The sequence below is a fragment of the Variovorax paradoxus genome, from assembly GCF_902712855.1.
GTDB lineage: Bacteria > Pseudomonadota > Gammaproteobacteria > Burkholderiales > Burkholderiaceae_C > Variovorax > Variovorax paradoxus_Q.
Genome location: NZ_LR743507.1, coordinates 3,535,873 through 3,554,564 on the forward strand (window position 1 = coordinate 3,535,873; position 18,692 = coordinate 3,554,564).

18 protein-coding genes and 1 tRNA gene are annotated in these 18,692 nt (G+C 64.8%); 12 read left to right on the top strand and 7 right to left on the bottom strand.

The features are described from left to right. Nucleotides 1–129: 129 nt before the first annotated feature. Both AACL56_RS16145 and AACL56_RS16150 read right to left on the bottom strand, forming a co-directional pair. On the bottom strand, nucleotides 130–1,170 hold the full coding sequence (locus AACL56_RS16145; RefSeq protein WP_339090822.1) for a microcin C ABC transporter permease YejB: 1,041 nt from the start codon (nucleotides 1,168–1,170) through the stop codon (nucleotides 130–132). Between the two features lie 12 nt (nucleotides 1,171–1,182). Beyond that, nucleotides 1,183–3,003: an extracellular solute-binding protein gene (locus AACL56_RS16150; protein ID WP_339090823.1), complete on the bottom strand. Its 1,821-nt coding sequence runs from the start codon at nucleotides 3,001–3,003 to the stop codon at nucleotides 1,183–1,185. A gap of 37 nt (nucleotides 3,004–3,040) precedes the next feature. On the opposite strand from AACL56_RS16150, the gene fabI reads away from it, so the two are divergent. Then, nucleotides 3,041–3,823 (top strand): enoyl-ACP reductase FabI, encoded by a 783-nt coding sequence (gene fabI / locus AACL56_RS16155; RefSeq protein ID WP_339090824.1) that lies wholly within the window; start codon nucleotides 3,041–3,043, stop codon nucleotides 3,821–3,823. An 84-nt stretch (nucleotides 3,824–3,907) separates the two neighbouring features. Next, nucleotides 3,908–4,750 carry a DNA ligase gene (locus AACL56_RS16160; RefSeq protein WP_339090825.1) on the top strand — a complete coding sequence of 281 codons (843 nt, stop codon included), beginning with the start codon at nucleotides 3,908–3,910 and terminating at the stop codon, nucleotides 4,748–4,750. Nucleotides 4,751–4,771: 21 nt separating this feature from the next. On the opposite strand, the gene AACL56_RS16165 is transcribed toward AACL56_RS16160, so the two are convergent. Then, nucleotides 4,772–7,081 (bottom strand): arginine/lysine/ornithine decarboxylase, encoded by a 2,310-nt coding sequence (locus AACL56_RS16165; RefSeq protein ID WP_339090826.1) that lies wholly within the window; start codon nucleotides 7,079–7,081, stop codon nucleotides 4,772–4,774. A gap of 214 nt (nucleotides 7,082–7,295) precedes the next feature. On the opposite strand from AACL56_RS16165, the gene AACL56_RS16170 reads away from it, so the two are divergent. From AACL56_RS16170 to AACL56_RS16190, 5 genes are all read left to right on the top strand, one after another. Continuing rightward, nucleotides 7,296–7,721, top strand: a complete 426-nt coding sequence (locus AACL56_RS16170) for an NfeD family protein (protein ID WP_339090828.1) — start codon at nucleotides 7,296–7,298, stop codon at nucleotides 7,719–7,721. Nucleotides 7,722–7,761: 40 nt separating this feature from the next. Beyond that, nucleotides 7,762–8,691: an SPFH domain-containing protein gene (locus AACL56_RS16175; RefSeq protein WP_339090829.1), complete on the top strand. Its 930-nt coding sequence runs from the start codon at nucleotides 7,762–7,764 to the stop codon at nucleotides 8,689–8,691. 25 nt (nucleotides 8,692–8,716) lie between these two features. Then, nucleotides 8,717–8,807, top strand: a tRNA-Ser gene (locus AACL56_RS16180). A 199-nt stretch (nucleotides 8,808–9,006) separates the two neighbouring features. Next, complete coding sequence (locus tag AACL56_RS16185; RefSeq protein ID WP_339090830.1) at nucleotides 9,007–9,363, top strand: hypothetical protein; 357 nt, start codon at nucleotides 9,007–9,009, stop codon at nucleotides 9,361–9,363. Nucleotides 9,364–9,472: 109 nt separating this feature from the next. Continuing rightward, the gene (locus AACL56_RS16190; protein ID WP_339090831.1) at nucleotides 9,473–9,862 is read left to right on the top strand and encodes a response regulator; all 390 of its coding nucleotides are present in this window, start codon (nucleotides 9,473–9,475) and stop codon (nucleotides 9,860–9,862) included. Between the two features lie 62 nt (nucleotides 9,863–9,924). Here AACL56_RS16190 and AACL56_RS16195 read toward each other — a convergent pair whose 3' ends face one another. From AACL56_RS16195 to AACL56_RS16210, 4 genes are all read right to left on the bottom strand, one after another. Beyond that, entirely contained in the window at nucleotides 9,925–11,142 is a 1,218-nt protein-coding gene (locus AACL56_RS16195) for a branched-chain amino acid ABC transporter substrate-binding protein (RefSeq protein WP_339090832.1), read from the bottom strand. A gap of 135 nt (nucleotides 11,143–11,277) precedes the next feature. Beyond that, entirely contained in the window at nucleotides 11,278–11,673 is a 396-nt protein-coding gene (locus AACL56_RS16200; RefSeq protein ID WP_339090833.1) for a hypothetical protein, read from the bottom strand. A 1-nt stretch (nucleotide 11,674) separates the two neighbouring features. After that, a complete protein-coding gene (locus tag AACL56_RS16205) occupies nucleotides 11,675–12,115 on the bottom strand; it encodes a DNA polymerase III subunit chi (protein ID WP_339090834.1) in 441 nt (146 codons plus the stop codon). Further along, nucleotides 12,112–13,647 (bottom strand): leucyl aminopeptidase, encoded by a 1,536-nt coding sequence (locus tag AACL56_RS16210; RefSeq protein ID WP_339090835.1) that lies wholly within the window; start codon nucleotides 13,645–13,647, stop codon nucleotides 12,112–12,114. The genes AACL56_RS16205 and AACL56_RS16210 overlap by 4 nt, the downstream gene beginning before the upstream one ends. 21 nt (nucleotides 13,648–13,668) lie before the next feature. Between AACL56_RS16210 and lptF the strand changes: the two genes are divergently transcribed. The 5 genes from lptF (at nucleotide 13,669) to AACL56_RS16235 (ending at nucleotide 18,658) form a co-directional block, all read left to right on the top strand. Then, entirely contained in the window at nucleotides 13,669–14,790 is a 1,122-nt protein-coding gene (gene lptF / locus AACL56_RS16215; RefSeq protein ID WP_339090836.1) for an LPS export ABC transporter permease LptF, read from the top strand. Continuing rightward, nucleotides 14,787–15,899 carry an LPS export ABC transporter permease LptG gene (lptG, locus tag AACL56_RS16220; protein WP_339090837.1) on the top strand — a complete coding sequence of 371 codons (1,113 nt, stop codon included), beginning with the start codon at nucleotides 14,787–14,789 and terminating at the stop codon, nucleotides 15,897–15,899. The genes lptF and lptG overlap by 4 nt, the downstream gene beginning before the upstream one ends. Then, nucleotides 15,896–16,318 (top strand): sirohydrochlorin chelatase, encoded by a 423-nt coding sequence (locus AACL56_RS16225; RefSeq protein WP_339090838.1) that lies wholly within the window; start codon nucleotides 15,896–15,898, stop codon nucleotides 16,316–16,318. The genes lptG and AACL56_RS16225 overlap by 4 nt, the downstream gene beginning before the upstream one ends. A gap of 73 nt (nucleotides 16,319–16,391) precedes the next feature. Then, entirely contained in the window at nucleotides 16,392–17,333 is a 942-nt protein-coding gene (locus AACL56_RS16230) for a CysB family HTH-type transcriptional regulator (protein WP_339090839.1), read from the top strand. A gap of 158 nt (nucleotides 17,334–17,491) precedes the next feature. Further along, a complete protein-coding gene (locus tag AACL56_RS16235) occupies nucleotides 17,492–18,658 on the top strand; it encodes a pyridoxal phosphate-dependent aminotransferase (protein WP_339090840.1) in 1,167 nt (388 codons plus the stop codon). The last annotated feature ends 34 nt before the right edge of the window (nucleotides 18,659–18,692 follow it).

The window sequence follows — 18,692 nt, forward strand, 5'->3', positions numbered from 1 at the left end:
CTCGAACCCGGCATGCGCCACGTCGCAGGAGGCAGCTGCGAAGCGGCTGCACCCACCTTCAGGCATGGCACCCCGCAGGGGTCAGGCTTGGCCACGCGCCGTGCGCGCAGCATGAGGGCGAGCCCGATATCAGTCGAATTTGACACGTGGGTCCACCCATACGTAGCAGAGATCGGAAATCAGCTTGGTGACCAGACCGATCAGCGTGAAGAGATACAGAGTGCCCAGCACCACCGGGTAGTCGCGCCGGATCACGCTCTCGTAGCCCAGCAGTCCCAGGCCGTCGAGCGAAAACAGCGTCTCGATCAGCAGCGAACCTGCAAAGAACGCGCCGATGAACGCCGACGGCAACCCCGTGATGATCGGAATCAGCGCATTGCGGAACACATGCTTCCAGAGCACCTGCTTCTCGCCCAGCCCCTTCGCGCGTGCCGTCAGCACGTACTGCTTTCGGATCTCCTCGAGGAAGGCATTCTTGGTGAGCATGGCCGTCACGGCGAAACTTCCCAACACCATTGCCGTCACGGGCAGGGTGATGTGCCAGAGATAGTCGACGATGCGCGCACCCCAGCCCAGATCGTCCCAGTTGGCCGAGGTCAGGCCGCGCAGCGGGAACCACTGCAGCTGACCGCCGAACACGACGAGCAGCGCCACACCCAGCACGAACCCTGGAATGGCATAGCCGACGAGCACGATCAGCGTGCTGACCAGGTCGAAACGCGTGCCCGCCCGCACGGCTTTCGCCACGCCCAGCGGCACCGCCACGCCGTAGCTGATGAAGAAGGTCCACAACCCGAGGCTGATCGAGACCGGCAGCTTCTCGAGAATCAGCGTCCACACGTCCTTGTTCTGGAAGAAGCTCTTGCCGAGGTCGAATCGGGCGAACTGGCCGAGCATCTGCAGCAGTCGTTCGTGAGGCGGCTTGTCGAAGCCGTAGAGCGCCTTGATCTGCTCCAGCCGCTTGGGATCGACGCCCTGGTTGCCCCGGTAGCTCCCGCCGCCCGACTCGAACCCGCCACCACCGCCGCCCCGCCCTGCCGTCTTGGCTTCGGCCAGGTACTGTTCCACCGGGCCGCCGGGCACGAACTGGATCACCAGGAAGGTCACCAGCAACACCCCGAGCAGGGTCGGAATGAACAACAACAGGCGCTTGAGGACATAGGCGAACACGGCCGGGTTCCTTTACTTCTGATCCTGGCGTGGCGGCTTGGCCCACCACGTGCCCATGACCCAGTCCTCGCCGTTGGAATAGGGCGGCATGGGCGACTTGAAGGCCAGGCGCCAGTCGTCGTAGACGATGCGGTGCGAGGTCAGCGTCCACTGGGGAATCAGGTAGTGGCTGTGCATGATCACGCGATCGAGCGCGCGGCAGGCCGGCATCAGTTCGGCCTTCGTGTCGGCATCGACGATGTCCTTGAGCAGCGCATCGACCGCTGGCGTCGAAACGCCCATGTAGTTGCCCGAACTTTCCGTTTTGGCCGCCTTGCTCCCGAAGATCTCCAGCAGTTGCTGGCCTGGGTTGTTCGTGCCGGGGAAGTTGATGGTCGTGATGTCGAACTCGAACCGGTCGAGCCGCTCCTGGTAAAGCGCGAAATCGACGGTCGAGAAGTTCAGCGCGATGCCGAGCTTCTCCAGATTGCGTATCCACGGCGAAACGGTGCGCACCCCGCCTTCCTTGCTGTCGAGGTATTCCAGCGTCATGGGCTCGCCCTTGGCGTTTCGCAGCGCGCCGTCGCGGTATTCCCAGCCGGCCTGCTTCAGCAGGTCTCTCGCGCGGCGCAGGTTGTTGCGCAGCGACTGGCCCTCGCCTTCGGTGGTGGGCGGCGTGTACATCGGTCCGAAGCTCGCATCGGGAATCTTGCCGCGCCAGGGTTCGAGCAGCGCTTTTTCCTCCGGCGACGGGGAACCCTGCGCCTCGCAATCGGTGTTGCCGAACAGGTCCTTCACGCGCGGATAGCCGTTGTAGAACATCTGCCGGTTCATCCACTCGTAGTCGAGCGCCAGGCCCAGCGCCTCGCGCACGCGCGGATCGCTGAGCTTGTCTCGGCGGCTGTTGATCACGAAGCTCTGGAAGCCCGCCGGCTTCCTGTGCGGAAACTCGTGCTTCACCAGTTCGCCGGAGGTGAAGCGCTTGCCATTCACCCGGCGTGCCCAGTCGCCGGCCGAATAGAAGCTCATCATGTCGAACTCGCCGGCCTTCAGGGCCTCGAGCCGGGCCGTGTTGTCCTTGTAGATCTTGATGGTGATGCGGTCGAAGTTGTGCGAACCGCGGTTCACCGGCAGGTCGCGCCCCCAATAGGCCGGGTCGCGTACGTAGGTGATGTCCTTGCCGAAGCGCACCGGGCCGATCTTGTAGGCGCCGCTGCCGATGGGAATGTCCATCACCACCTGGTCGAAGGGCTTGGCCTTGCCGTTCTCCACGCCCCAGGCGCGGCTGAAGACCGGGAGGCTGCCCACGATCAGGGGCAGCTCGCGGTTCACGGTCTTGAAGCGGAAGCGGATCGTGCGGGCGTCGAGCACGTCGGCGCCCTCGACCTCCTGCAACAGCGTCTTGTAGCCGGGCGAGGTGAAGGGACCGATGAGCGTGTCGTAGCTGTGCTTCACGTCGGCGGCCTCGACCGGCGTGCCGTTGTGGAACCGGGCTTCGGGCCGCAGCCGGAAAGTGACGCTGCGGCGGTCGGGCGCCACGGCGACGTCCTCGGCCAGCAAGCCATAGCCCGAGCCGGTCTCGTCCATCGACCCGGTCAGCAGCGTGTCGAACAGCAGGCTGTCGAGGTAGGCCGGCGCCGAGCCCTTGATGGTGAACGGGTTGTACTTGTCGAAGGTGGACACCCGCAGGTTGCTCACCAGCCGCAGCTCGCCGCCCTTGGGCGCATCGGCGTTCACGTAGTCGAAGGCCTTGAATCCAGGGGCGTACTTCAGGTCGTCCCAGAGTGCATATCCATGCGCGGCCCACGCGGGAACCGCACACACCATCAACCACCAGACCCGGAGAAGCCGCATGCGAGAATTCTGCCCAAGATTTTCACGAGGCAACTTCATGGGCTTTCTTTCCGGCAAAAAACTGTTGATCACCGGCGTGTTGAGCAATCGCTCCATTGCTTATGGCATTGCCAAGGCATGTCACGAACAGGGCGCGGAACTCGCCTTCAGCTACGTCGGCGAGCGATTCAAGGACCGTATCACCGAATATGCCGCAGACTTCGGCTCCAAGCTGATTTTCGACTGCGACGTGGGCGACGACGCGCAGATCGACAAGCTCTTCGCCGACCTGGCGCAGACCTGGCCCAGGTTCGACGGCTTCGTGCACAGCATCGGCTTCGCGCCGCGCGAGTCGATCGCGGGCGACTTCCTCGACGGCCTCTCGCGCGAAGGCTTCAAGATCGCCCACGACATCAGCGCCTACAGCTTCCCGGCCATGGCCAAGGCGGCCCTGCCCTATCTCAACGACAAGGCGGCCCTGCTCACGCTGACCTACCTGGGCGCCGAGCGCGCGCTGCCCAACTACAACACCATGGGCCTGGCCAAGGCATCGCTCGAAGCCTCAGTGCGCTACACCGCATCGTCGCTCGGCCCGAAGGGCATGCGCGTGAACGGCATCAGTGCCGGCCCGATCAAGACGCTGGCAGCCAGCGGCATCAAGGGCTTCGGCAAGATGCTGGCCGCGGTGGCCGACGCCTCGCCGATCCGGCGCAACGTGACCATCGAGGAGGTGGGCAACGTGGCTGCCTTCCTGCTGAGCGACCTCGCCAGCGGCGTGACGGCAGAGATCACCTACGTGGACGGCGGCTTCAGCAACGTCGTCGGCGGGATGGCCGAGTAACCGCTCCCGCAATCGTCCGCCGCGGCCGTCGAACGGACGCCGTGCGGACACGCACAGCTACACAGCTACGCATTTCATAGCATCGTGCTGAGTCGACGCTCCCTCCTGCTGGCCGCCTTCGGCGTGATTGCGGCGCCTGCCGTGCTTGCGCGGGAACCCGCGCCGTCGCTGATGCTCGCCGACGTCTACCGGCAGGGCATGTCCCTGCATGACTACTGGGTCAGCGAGAAGTACGACGGCGTACGTGGCTACTGGGACGGCAGGCAGCTGTGGACGCGAGGCGGCGAGCGTGTGGTGGCGCCAGCCTGGTTCACCGCCCCGCTGCCCAAGCAGCCGCTGGACGGCGAACTGTGGGCGGGCCGCGGCCGGTTCGAACATGCAAGCTCGACGGTGCGCAGCCAGACGCCCAACGACATCGCATGGCACGAGATGCGCTTCATGGTGTTCGACATGCCCGCCCAGCGCGGCGACTTCACCACCCGGCTGGCCGCGCTGCGCAAGCTGCTGCCCATCACCGACGCACCCTGGGTGGTGCCGGTGCCGCAGCAGCGCGCGACGACACACGAGGAGCTGCAGACCCTGCTCGACAAGACGGTGAAGATGGGCGGCGAAGGCCTGATGCTTCACCGCGGCAGTTCGTCGTACAGCGCCGAACGCAACAGCGACCTGTTGAAGGTCAAGCCCTACGACGACGCCGAGGCCCGCGTGATCGAGCACGTGCCCGGCAAAGGCAAGCACAGCGCCCGGATGGGCGCGCTGGTGGTCGAGACGCCCGAGGGCAAGCGCTTCAAGCTCGGCACCGGCTTCACCGATGCCGAGCGCGAGCATCCGCCTGCCATCGGCAGCTGGGTGACCTACCGCTACAACGGCACCACGGCCAAGGGACTGCCGCGCTTCGCTCGTTTCATGCGGGTGCGCGAAGGCTGAGCCTTCGCGCCGTTGCGCTGGCTACGTGGTTTCCTTCACGCAGTCGGCGTAGTAGCGCTTCTTGCCCGTCTCGTCGACGCGCGCCACCAGGCCGTGGATGTCCGTCTCGAAGCCCGGGCACTGCGTGTTGAACTCACGGGAGAACTTCAGGTAGTCGACGATTTTCTTGTTGAAGACCTCGCCCGGGATCAGCAACGGAATGCCCGGCGGGTACGGCGTGATCAGGCTGGTGGTGATGCGGCCTTCGAGCTCGTCGATCTCCACGCGCTCGGTCTTGCGGTGCGCGATGTGGGCGAACGCGTCGCTGGGCTTCATGGCCGGCGTCAGATCGCTCAGGTACATCTCGGTCGTGAGGCGGGCCACGTCGTAGCGCGCATACAGCTGGTGGATGTGCTGGCACAGGTCGCGCAGGCCGAGGCGTTCGTAGCCGGGGTGCTGCTGGCAAAACTCGGGCAGGATGCGCCACATCGGCTGGTTGCGCGCGTAGTCGTCCTTGAACTGCTGCAGCGCCGTCAGCAGCGTGTTCCAGCGGCCCTTGGTGATGCCGATGGTGAACATGATGAAGAAGCTGTACAGGCCGGTCTTCTCCACGATGACGCCATGCTCGGCGAGAAACTTGGTCACCACGCTGGCCGGGATGCCGGTCTCGGCGAAGTTGCCCTCGAGGTCGAGGCCCGGCGTGACGATGGTCGACTTGATCGGGTCGAGCATGTTGAAGCCATCGGCCAGCTCGCCGAAGCCATGCCAGTTGCGCGGCGACTTCTTGCCGCCCTTGCCCGCCTTGGACTGGCCGTTCTTCTCGCCGTGCATGATCCAGTCTTCGGCTCGGCCAATGCCCTCGTCGACGAGCTTCTCCGGACCCCAGACCTTGAACCACCACTCGTCCTTGCCGAACTCCTCCTCGACCTTGCGCATGGCGCGGCGGAAGTCGAGCGCTTCGAGGATGCTCTCCTCCACCAGCGCAGTGCCGCCGGGCGGCTCCATCATCGCGGCAGCCACGTCGCAACTGGCGATGATCGCGTACTGCGGGCTGGTCGACGAGTGCATCAGGTAGGCCTCGTTGAAGAGGTCCCGGTCGAGCTGGCGGTTCTGCGAGTCCTGCACCAGCACGTGGCTGGCCTGGCTGATGCCTGCGAGCAGCTTGTGCGTGGACTGCGTGGCGAACACCAGCGACTCCTTCGGACGCACGCGACGCTTGCCCATCGCGTGGTAGGCACCGTAGAACGGGTGGAAGGCCGCGTGCGGCAGCCATGCCTCGTCGAAATGCAGCGTGTCGACGTAGCCGTCGAGCATGTTCTTGATGGTCTCGGTGTTGTAGATCACGCCGTCGTAGGTCGACTGCGTGAGCGTCATCACCCGCGGCTTGACCTTGTCGGCATCGACATCGGCCAGCAGCGGGTTGGCCTTGATCTTGGCCTTGATGGCGCTCTGCTCGAATTCGCTCTTGGGAATCGGGCCGATGATGCCAAAGTGGTTGCGCGTGGGCTTCATGAACACCGGAATCGCGCCGGTCATGATGATCGCGTGCAGGATCGACTTGTGGCAGTTGCGGTCGACCACCACCACGTCGCCGGGCGCAACCGTGTGGTGCCACACCATCTTGTTGCTGGTGCTGGTGCCGTTCGTCACGAAGAAGCAGTGGTCGGCGTTGAAGATGCGCGCCGCGTTGCGCTCGCTGGCGGCGACGGGGCCGGTGTGGTCGAGCAGCTGTCCGAGCTCTTCGACGGCGTTGCAGACGTCGGCGCGCAGCATGTTCTCCCCGAAGAACTGGTGGAACATCTGGCCAACCGGACTCTTCAGGAACGCCACGCCTCCCGAGTGACCCGGGCAGTGCCATGAGTACGAACCGTCTTCGGCGTAGTCGATCAGCGCCTTGAAGAACGGCGGCTGCACGCTTTCAAGGTAGCTCTTGGCTTCGCGGATGATGTGGCGCGCCACGAATTCGGGGGTGTCCTCGAACATGTGGATGAACCCGTGCAGCTCGCGCAGGATGTCGTTCGGGATGTGGCGCGAGGTCTTGGTCTCGCCGTAGATGTAGATCGGCACGTCTGCGTTCTTGCGACGCACCTCGCCGATGAAGTTGCGCAGGTTCAGCACCGCCGGATCGAGGTCGGGGCCGATGGAGAACTCCTCGTCGTCGATCGACAGGATGAAGGCGCTGGCGCGGCTTTGCTGCTGGGCGAACTGGCTCAGGTCGCCGTAGCTGGTGACGCCCAGCACCTCGAAGCCCTCCGTCTCGATGGCCTGCGCAAGCGCGCGGATGCCGAGGCCCGAAGTGTTCTCGGAGCGGAAGTCCTCGTCGATGATGACGATGGGAAAACGGAATTTCATGAGCAGGCTCCGAACAGGCTGGCAGGAAGACAGGGGCAATGAGCGAGGCGCGAAGTGTACGGAATTCGGATGACGGATTCGGTCAGCTTCGCGCAAGACATTCGAGCGGGTCGGGCAAGGACCCTGCGCTGACGCCAGTATCCCTACGCAGGACAAGCGCTTGGCGTGCATGCATCAGAATGACGCGCATCGAACAAAGAAAAGAGGAGTTGTCATGGCAAATTCCACTGTTTGGTGGCTAATTGCGGGGGGAGCCATCGTCATCGAGTTGTTGTCGGGCACGGTCTATCTGCTGCTGCTCGCCGCCGGCTTCGCGGCCGCTGCGATCTCCGCGCACCTAGGCTTCGGCACCGTCACGCAACTCATCGTGGCCGCCGTCATCGGCGTGGGGGCGGTGCTGGTCTGGTACTCGATCCAGCGCAAGCGCCCGCCAGCGCCACCCATCGAGGCCAATCGCGACGTGAACCTCGACATCGGCGAGTCGGTGCAAGTCGACGCCTGGAACCCCGACGGCACGGCCACCGTGCGCTACAGGGGAGCGCAATGGACCGTGATCCAGCGCGCGGGCCGCACGCCGTCGACCGGCGAGCATCGCGTGGTCGAGGTGATCGGCAGCCGGCTGGTGGTCGACAAGGTTTAGTCAGTCCGAAGAACACAGAACTTAGAGAAGGAAGCACACCATGGAATTTTCGGTCCCCCTCATCATCCTGGTCATCGCGATCATCTTCATCAGCCAGTCGGTGAAGTTCGTGCCGCAGCAGAACGCCTGGGTGCGCGAGCGCCTGGGCAAATACCACGGCACCATGACCCCGGGGCCGAACTTCCTGATTCCGTTCATCGACCGGGTGGCCTACAAGCACAGCCTGAAGGAAATCCCGCTCGACGTGCCGAGCCAGATCTGCATCACGCGGGACAACACGCAGTTGCAGGTCGACGGCATCCTCTACTTCCAGGTGACGGACCCGATGCGTGCGAGCTACGGCTCGTCGAACTACATCGTGGCGGTGACGCAACTCGCCCAGACCTCGCTGCGCAGCGTGATCGGCAAGCTCGAACTCGACAAGACCTTCGAAGAGCGCGACGTGATCAACGCGCAGGTGGTGGCGGCCATCGACGAAGCGGCGCTCAACTGGGGCGTGAAGGTGCTGCGCTACGAAATCAAGGACCTGACGCCGCCGAAGGAAATCCTGCTGGCCATGCAGGCGCAGATCACCGCCGAGCGCGGCAAGCGGGCGCTGATTGCGGCCTCGGAAGGCCGCCGGCAGGAGCAGATCAACATCGCCACCGGCGAGCGCGAGGCCTTCATTGCCCGCTCCGAAGGCGAGAAGCAGGCACAGATCAACAATGCGCAGGGCGAAGCTGCAGCCATCACCGCAGTGGCCACGGCCACGGCAGACGCGATCGAGCGCGTTGCTGCGGCCATCCGCCAGCCCGGCGGCGAGCAGGCCGTGCAACTCAAGGTGGCCGAACGCGCCGTGGATGCTTACGGCAAGGTGGCGGCCGATTCAAAGACCACGTTGATCGTTCCGAGCAACATGGGCGAAACCGCCGCACTCATCGCTTCGGCGATGCGCATGGTCCAGGCAGGAAAACCGTCGAATCCGAGCTGAAGCCACTGCTATACTCGTGGGCTCAGGAGCGGTGGATGAGCGGTTTAAGTCGCACGCCTGGAAAGCGTGTGAGGGTTAATAGCCCTCCGCGGGTTCGAATCCCGCCTGCTCCGCCAGAGATTGATTGTTCGTAACCGATCGCGAACATGCTGACAGCAAGAAGCCCAAGTCGCCAAAAGCGCTTGGGCTTTTTTGTTGTCATCTGCCATGCAGTGCTGTGCGTTGCTTTGCAACAACTGGATGACACCACCGGGCGACCAGCTCTGGCGGTACGATCCAAACGTTTTAGTTTCTAGCCCGCAAAAAGGACCCCCGATGGCCGGACAAGCTTCAACCTCGCCGCGTGGCACGACATCCCTGGACCATACGCTGAAGAAGAGCGAACAGGTAGCTGCCGATGTGCAGCGCGCCTCGGACAACCTCGCTGTCGTGAACACCGTGCTCGAGCAGGAATTGCCCGAGGAAGTGCAGGTTGGCGAAGTGGCGCAGGCCATCGAGCACACCAGCCAGCTCGAACAGAAGCTCGCAAGGTCAGCGGAGAAGCTTGCGGAGGTCAACGCAGCCCTGAGCGAAGAGATCGAGAAGCGTCTCGAGGCCACGGCCGAGCGCGACGAAAGCAAGGCGCTGGCCGAAAAGCTCAAGGCCCAGATTCGCGCCGACGGACAAAACTGAGCCCAGTCGAGCAACGCAACGCGCCCTGCTCCTTCGTCCGTATCCCTTCTCCTACGCAGAGTCGTCATCAGTCGCGCTACGCTATTGGTTCTCACAGCGAAACCAAGGCATGGCCCTCATCACGTTCCTCGTCGAGGACAACAAGACCATCAGGGATAACCTGGTCCCGGCACTCGAGGACCTCGTCAACGGTCATGTGGTCGGCTTCGCAGAAACCGAGACTGACGCACTCGAATGGCTCACCGCACACCCCGACAGCTGGCAGTTGCTGATCGTCGACCTGTTTCTCAAGGAAGGCTCCGGCCTCGGTGTGCTGGCGGGCTGCAAGGCGCGCAAACCGGGGCAGCGCGTGGTGGTGTTGAGCAACTACGTGACAGTCGACATCCGTGCACGCTGTGCCGCACTGGGCGCCGATGCGGTGTTCGACAAGTCGCGTGACCTCGACGCCTTCATCGAGTACTGCAACACCGACCGACCATCAGGCCTTGCGCCGCTCTGAAGCCAAGCCGACGCGGAAATGAAAAAAGGGCCCGAAGGCCCTTTTTTCTTTGCTGAAGCGAATCAGCGCACCACGGCGATCTGCGTGCGTGCACCACCCTTGTAGGTGTACAGCGTCAGGGCGCCGTTCTTGATGTCGCCCTTTTCGTCGAAGGCGATCGGGCCGGTCACGCCCTTGTATTGCACCTTGCCCACTTCAGGCAGGTACTTTTCGGGGTCGGACGAACCAGCCTTGACCATGGCTTCGGCCAGCACGTTGACCGCGTCGTACACATACGGTGCATAGATCTGCACGTCCACGCCGTTCTTGGTCTTGAACTTCGCCTTGAAGTCTTCCAGCGGTTGCTTGAAGTCGCCGTCCACGCCGCCGGCTTCCGCGCACACCACCATGTCTTCGCCGATGGCGTCGCCAGCCAGCTTCGGCAGTTCGCCGGTGCACAGGCCGTCGCCACCCATGAACTTGACATTCATGCCGAGCTGCTTGACCTGCTTGAGCATCGGGCCGCCGACGGCGTCCATGCCGCCGAAGAACAGCACGTCGGGCTTGGAAGCCTTCAGCTTGGTCAGGATGGCGTTGAAGTCGGTCGACTTGTCGGTGGTGAACTCGTGGCCCACGATGGTGGCGCCGGCAGCCTTGGCCGACTTCTCGAACTCTTCGGCAACACCTTGGCCGTAGGCGGTACGGTCGTCGATCACGGCAATGTTCTTGCCCTTAAGCGTTTCGACCGCGTACTTGCCCAGCGTACCGCCGAGCTGCGTGTCGTCAGCCACCACGCGGAAGGTGGTCTTGAAACCCTGGCGCGTGTACTTCGGGTTCGTGGCCGAAGGCGAGATCTGGGGAATGCCGGCGTCGCTGTACAGCTTCGAGGCGGGAATGGTGGTGCCCGAGTTCAGGTGGCCGACCACGCCGTTGACCTTTTCGTCGACGAGCTTCTGGGCCACTGCGGTGCCTTGCTTCGGATCGCCGGCATCGTCTTCGGGAACCAGTTCGAACTTGGCAACCTTGTCGCCGATCTTCAGGCCCTTGGCGTTCAGGTCTTCGATGGCCATCTTGGCGCCGAACTCGTTGTCCTTGCCGAGGTGGGCGATCGGGCCGCTGGTGGGTGCCACATGGCCGATCTTGACGACCAGCGTGTCTCCGGCAGGTGCGGGTGCAGGGGCAGCAGCCGGGGCCGCAGCCGTTGGCGCGGGCGCTGCAGCGGGAGCAGCAGCTTCTTCCTTCTTGCCGCAAGCCACAAGCGTGATTGCAGCCAGTGCGACCGCAGTCCATTTCAATTGCATGGGAACCTCCAGAACTTGGATGAAAACAATAAAAACCGGTCGTGTGATCCGGGCGCGCAGACCTCGCAAGTTTCGCGCCGCGGACCAGCGGCACCCTCACGCCCTTCCGACCTGCGGCGCAGTTTAGCCGAGGATTTATGCGCCGGAAGCTGGCGTAGACCCTGTGTTCTCGGACAGTTCGGCGGCCATCGCTTCGATCACCAAAGCGCGCAAGACAGCTTCGATTTCATTGCGCAAACGCGGCACCATGGCGTCGAGCTGATCCTGAACTGCAGCTGACACGGTGTCGCTCAGGCGCTCTTCGAGCGAGAGGTCGACGCGCTGCAGAACGCGGTGCAGCAACTGCTCCTCGAGGCTCACGATCTCGGCCTGCGACAGTTGCACCGCAGGCGGCAGCGCCATCGTGCTTGCGGGGTCGTCCGGGAGCGCAGGCGCGGCCTCGGGCTCGGCGGGCACCGGCTCCGCCGGGATCTCGAGCACGGTCGTCAGCGTGGGGACGAACCGCGGCGGCGTGCGCAACGTGCTGGCCATGTCAGGAACTCTTTGCGAAGTCGTGGGGCTGGATGGAGTAGCCGCGGTCGGCATAGTGCCGCCAGCGCGAGCGCCCGATCTGGCGGTCGTTGGCTTCGTCGCTCACGATGTCGATCATGCGCTCGTAGCGCTCGAATCCCGCAGGAACCTCGAGGCCGAGGTTCACCAGCATCTCGCGGTGCGGGAGCGAGGCCGCGTCGGCGCCCTCCGCCGACAGCACGACGGCCGAGCGCGCCACCACATGCGACGGCGCGTCACCGCGGCAGTGCGCGACGAAGTCCGCCGGCGAAAGTTGCCAGAGCGCGGCGTCCACCACGTCGAGCGTCTGCGCATCGCCCACGACCACCACGCGCAGCCCACGCGCGTTCACGGCCTTGCGAACCAGCCGGCAGGCGTAGGTCAGCTTGTCCGGGGCGTTGTAGTGAAAGCCGATCTCGGTCACTTCGCGGTCCGCGCCTTCGACGTGTTGGGATCCTTCGCCGCCTTCGGTGCCTTGGCGCCCTTGGGCTCCTTGACCTTGGCCGATGGTTCGGCGCTGCCGGCGCGGGTCATCAGGTAGGACACCAGCAGCCCTACCGGGCGCCCTGTGGACCCCTTCGCCGCCCCGCTCTTCCACGCGGTACCGGCGATGTCGAGGTGCGCCCACGCGAAGTCGCTCGTGAAACGCTGCAGGAACTTGGCCGCGGTGATGGCACCACCGGCGCGGCCAGCGATGTTGGCCACATCGGCGAAGTTGCTTTTCAGGCCTTCGGCATAGTCGTCGTCCAGCGGCAGGCGCCAGCAGCGGTCCTGCGACGCCTCGCCCGCCGATTGCAGCGCGGCGGCCAGCGTTTCGTCGCTGGAAAAGAGCCCGCTGCGCACGCCGCCCAGGGCCACGACGCAAGCACCCGTCAGCGTGGCGATGTCGATGACGGCCGCGGGGTCGAAGCGCTTTGCATAGGTCAGCGCATCGCACAGGATCAGGCGGCCCTCGGCGTCGGTGTTGAGCACCTCGATGGTCTGGCCGCTCATGCTGGTCACCACGTCGCCCGGCTTCACCGCGCGGCCGTCGTTCATGTTCTCGCACGAGGGAATCAGGCCGATGACGTTGATCGCCGGCTGGATGTCGCCCAGCGCGCGGAAGGTACCGAGCACGCTGGCCGCGCCGCACATGTCGAACTTCATCTCGTCCATCTCGGCGGCCGGCTTGAGCGAGACGCCGCCGGTGTCGAAGGTGATGCCCTTGCCGACCAGCACCACCGGCGCCTGCTCCTTGGGCCCGCCGTTGTAGCGCAGCACGATGAAGCGCAGCGGCTCCGCCGAGCCCTGGGCAACGGCGGCGAAGGCGCCCATGCCCAGTTTCTCGACTTCCTTCGGCCCCAGCACCTCGCACTTGATGTTGGGCAGCTTGCCCAGGCCCTTCGCGGCCTCGGCCAGCAGCGTGGGCGTGGCGTGATTGGCGGGCCGGTTGCCCCACTCCTTGGCCAGCTCGATGCCCTGCACGGTGGCGCGGGCGGTGTCGAACGCGCCGGAGACGGCAGCCGCGTCGGCCACGCCGAGCACCAGGTTGCGGATGCTGCGTGGCTCGGCTTTCGACTTGGTGGTCGTGTACACGTAGCTGGCATCGGCCGCGGCATTCACCGCGGCGGCCACGGCGGCGGCATCTGCGGGTTGTGCGAAGACCATCACCACGCGCCTGGGCGTCTGGGCCTTCGCGGCGCCGATGGCAGCCGCCACGCCGCTGCGCACTGCTGCGGGCTTGCCGTCGCCGATGGCAGCGAGCACGACGCGCGCGGCAACGGTGTCCTCGGGACGATAGAGCGACAGCAGCTTGCCGGCCTTGTCGGGCAGGTCGCCGGCCTTGCGGGCGCTCGCCGCGAGCACGGAAAGCGGGTCTTTTCCGGTGAGAGGTGCGCTGCCGACGAGCACGATCAGGACATCGGATTTCTCGGCTGCGGCCTGGGCGACGGTGAGGGTCTTGAGTTGAAAGTCCATAATCCTTTTTTTCCTCGAACGATGTTATTCCATTCTTCCTTACGCAAGGAGCTGTCCCGCAGCTTCGGAGCAACCCTCGTGGTCCTCGTCACGATCGTGATGACCATGATGCTCATCCGCACCCTGGGGCTGGCCTCCAAGGGCAGTGTGAATCCGCAGGAGGTGTTCCTGGTGATGGCCTACACGGTGCTCGGCTACATGCCGACCATCCTGAGCCTGAGCCTGTTCATCGCCATCGTCGGGACCCTGTCGCGCATGTACCGCGACAGCGAGATGGTGATCTGGTTTTCCAGCGGCCGCGGCCTGATGGATTTCGTCAAGCCCATGTTCCGCTTCGCGTGGCCGGTGCTGATCCTGATCGCCGTGATGGCGCTGGTGGGCTGGCCCTGGGCCAACTCCCAGACCATCGGCATGCGCCAGCAGTACGAGCAGCGCAGCGACATCGAGCGCGTGTCGCCGGGCGAATTCCGCGAATCCGCAGGCCGCGTGCGGGTGTTCTTCATCGACAAGGACACGCCCGACAACTCCAAGGCCACCAACGTCTTCATCTGGTCGATCGAGCGCAACATGCAGATCACCACCTCGGCGCGCAGCGGCAGCATCGAGAACATCGGTGAATCGCGCTACCTGCTGCTCAACAACGGCCAGAGGCTGGAGCAGCCGATGGCCAATACCGGGCTGAAGATCAGCGAGTTCAAGACCTACGGCACCCGCGCCGGCGGCAACAACGGACTGGTCAACAACGCCACGCCGCCGCGCGCGCGCACCACGATGTCGCTGCTGGGCGATGCCAGTGCGCCAAGCCGAGGCGAGCTCGCCTGGCGCATCGGCATGCTCCTGACCGCCGTCAACTTCGTGCTGCTCGCGCTCAATGTCTCGAGCGCCAACCCGCGCGTGGGGCGCAGCGGCAACCTGCTGCTGGCGCTGTTCGCCTTCGTCATCTACTACAACATGCTGAACATCGGCCAGAGCTGGATCAGCTCGGGCCGCTTCAGCATGGGCGGCTTCATGCTTGCGCTGCACGGCGGCGTGCTGCTGATCAACCTTGCATGGCTGAGCGCGCGACAGAACAACTGGGGCCGCCGCACCCGGCGCAGCCGCGCCGCCGCCGCGCCCGCACTCAAGATCGAACCCACGACGTGAAAACGATACGCCGCCTGATCTACGTCGAGGTGCTGAAGGCCGTTGCGTTCGTGACGCTCGGCTTTCTGAGCCTCTTCTTCTTCTTCGACTTCGTCGACGAACTGCAGTCCATCGGCAAGCCGGACAGCCTCAACTACGGTCCGATGCAGGCGCTGATCTACGTGGCGCTGCTGATTCCGAGCCATCTGTACGAACTGCTGCCCATCACGGTGCTGATCGGCTCCATTTTCGTGATGGCCCGGCTTGCGCAGAGCTCCGAATACACCATCCTGCGCACCAGCGGCCTGGGCCCATGGCGCGCGCTGCGTACCCTGCTGCTGCTGGGCATCGCTTTCGTGGTGCTGACCTTCGCCATCGGCGACTACCTGGCGCCGACGTCGGAACGCACTGGCCAGCTGCTCAAGGCCAGGTACCAGGGCACCTACTCGCTGGCGGGCAACACCGGCGCATGGCTCAAGGAAAAGCGCGGCGACACGTCCTACGCGGTGAACGTGCTGGCCGTCGACCGCAAGGGCGCGCTGAAGAGCCCGCGCATCTTCGAGTTCGACGACAACGGCTACATCAAGACCCAGATCGTGGCGGCCACGGCCACCATCGGCAGCGACGGTCACTGGATGCTGACCGACGTCGACGAGCAGAAGTACGACACGCGCAGCGGTGCCGACCAGGCGCATATCACCACGACCAAGATCCCTCAACTGAACTGGCCGACCTCGCTGACCGGCGAGATGGTGTCGGTTGCGTTGCTGCGTCCCGACCGCATGAGCACGATCGACCTGTTCGACTACATCCGCCACCTCGACGCCAACGGCCAGACCGCGCAGCGCTACGAGATCGAGTTCTGGCGCAAGGTGTTCTACCCGCTCTCGTGTCTCGTGATGGTGGTGCTCGCCCTGCCCTTCGCCTACCTGCACTTCCGCCAGGCGGGCATCACGACCTACGTGTTCGGCGGCGTGATGATCGGCATCAGCTTCTTCCTGCTCAACAACGTGTTCGGCTACCTGGGCAACCTGAGCAACTGGTCTCCATGGCTCACGGCGGCAGCGCCAGGGATGATCTATTCGGTGATGTCGCTCACGGCCTTCAGCTGGCTGGTGCTGCGACGATGACCGCCGCTGCGACAGACACGGCCGCACGGCGGCAGGTCCAGGGCATCGTGCTGCTGGCGCATGGGTCGCGCGACCCGCGCTGGCGCGAGCCGATCGAGGCGGTGGCGGCGCAGACGACGGCGCGCGTGCCCGATGCCCTCGTCACCTGCGCGTATCTCGAACTGGCCGCGCCCGACCTGTCGATGGCCACAGCGGCACTGATCAACGCCGGCGCCACTGCCATTCGGGTGGTTCCGCTGTTCCTGGGCATGGGCAAGCACGCCCGCGAGGACCTGCCGCGCCAAGTCGAGGCGCTGCGTCAGGCCTGGCCCCAGACCGTCTTCACGCTGGCGCGCATCGTGGGCGAAGAGCCCGAGCTGATCGGACTGCTTGCCCAGGTCGCCACTCGGGACGACGCTGAAAGCACCACCCAAAGCTGAACAAATCCGAACAGTTGCGCATTTCGATAGATTGCGAAGGCATAATGAATTCCGCAATAAGACGGAATTTGATATGAATCTGCATCAGTTCAAGTTTGTTCAGGAGGCAGTGCGCCGTAACCTGAACCTCACCGAGGCGGCCAAGGCGCTTCACACCTCCCAGCCAGGTGTTTCCAAGGCCATCATCGAACTTGAGGAAGAACTGGGCGTCGAGATCTTCGCGCGCCACGGCAAGCGCCTCAAGCGCGTCACCGAGCCGGGGCAGCATGTCATCGCCAGCATCGAACTCATCATGCGCGAGGTGGGCAACCTCAAGCGCATCGGCGAGCAGTTCAGCGCGCAGGACAGCGGCACCCTCTCCATCGCCACCACCCACACCCAGGCGCGCTATGTGCTGCCGGTGCCCGTGGCCAACCTGCGCGAGGCCTACCCCAAGGTCAACGTGAGCCTGCACCAGGGCTCGCCCGACCAGGTGGCGCGCATGGTGATCGACGAGATCGCCGAGATCGGCATCGCCACCGAATCGCTCGACGGCTATGCAGAGCTCGTCACGCTCCCCTGCTACGAATGGCAGCACGTGCTGGTGCTGCCCAAGGACCACCCGCTGGCCGCCAAGGAGCGCATTTCGCTCGAGGACCTGGCGACAGAGCCGATCATCACGTACCACCCCTCGTTCACCGGGCGCACGCGCATCGACCATGCGTTCGCCCAGAAGAAGCTCACGCCGCGCATCGCGCTGGAGGCGATCGACTCGGACGTGATCAAGACCTACGTGCGGCTGGGCCTGGGCGTGGGCATCGTGGCCGAGATGGCGGTGCGCGACGAGTCGAATGCCGACCTCGTGGTGCGCCCCATGGGCCATGTGTTCGGCCAGAACATCGCGCGGGTCGCATTCAAGCGCAGCGCCTATCTGCGCAACTTCGTCTTCAAGTTCGCCGAACTGCTGAGCGACCGGCTCGACCGCAACCTGATCGCCAAGGCGCTGAGCGGCCACCAGCAGGACTACGAGCTATAACGCGATCACCCCCAGGCTTCGCGCACTTCGTGTCGCTTCGCCAACCCCCTTCCGGGGGCAACACCTTCGGCCGGCAAAGCCGGTTCCGCGGTGCTTCTGGAAAGGGCAGCGACGAGCAAGTGGAATGTGGACCAACCGTTGAAGAAATCACGTACATCATGAGCACCTCCCCACGCACGCCCGACGTCGGCACCAAGCTGCCCTCCGTGGGCACCACCATCTTCACCGTCATGTCGGCGCTGGCCGCCGAGAAGAGCGCGGTCAACCTGGGCCAGGGCTTTCCGGATTTCAACTGCGATCCGAAGCTGCTCGAGGACGTCACGGCGGCCATGGCCGCGGGCCACAACCAGTATCCGCCGATGCCCGGCATCCCGGCGCTGCGCGATGCGATCGCGGCCAAGCTCTCGGCGATGTACGGCCACAGCTACAGCGCGGCCACCGAAATCACGGTGACCGCCGGTGCCACGCAGGCCATCATCACGGCCATCCTCGCGGTGGTGCGCCCGGGCGACGAGGTGATCGTGCTGGAGCCCTGCTACGACAGCTACGTGCCCAACATCGAGCTGGCCGGCGGCAGCGTGGTGCGCGTGCCGCTGGTGCCCGGCACCTTCCGGCCCGACTTCGGCAAGATCGCCGCCGCGCTCACGCCGCGCACGCGCGCCATCATCATCAACACGCCGCACAACCCGAGCGCCACGGTCTGGACCGAGGCCGAGATGCGCCAGCTCGAGGAACTGCTCGCGCCGACGGACGTGTTCGTGATCAGCGACGAGGTCTACGAGCACATGGTGTTCGACAGCGCCCGCCACGAAAGCGTGGCCCGCTTCCCTGGCCTGGCGGCGCGCAGCTTCATCGTGAGCAGCTTCGGCAAGACCTACCACGTCACCGGATGGAAGGTCGGCTACGTGGCGGCGCCGGCACCGCTGATGGCCGAATTCCGCAAGGTGCACCAGTTCAACGTGTTCACGGTGAACACACCCATGCAGCACGCGCTCGCCCAGTACATGGCCGAGCCGAAGCCGTACCTGGAACTGCCGGCGTTCTACCAGCGCAAGCGCGACCTGTTCGCCGCCGGCCTGGCCGAAAAGACGCGCTTCAGGCTGTTGCGCAGCGAGGGCAGCTACTTCCAGTGCGTCGACATCTCGGCGGTGAGCGACCTGTCGGAAGCCGATTTCTGCCTGTGGCTCACCAGCGAGATCGGCGTGGCCGCCATTCCGCTGTCGGCCTTCTACGGCAACGGCTTCGACCAGCGCGTGGTGCGCTTCTGCTTCGCCAAGAAGGACGAGACCCTGCTGGCAGCGCTCGACCGGCTGGCCAAGCTCTGAATATGAAGCTCGCGGCACTCATTCGATAGTGCCT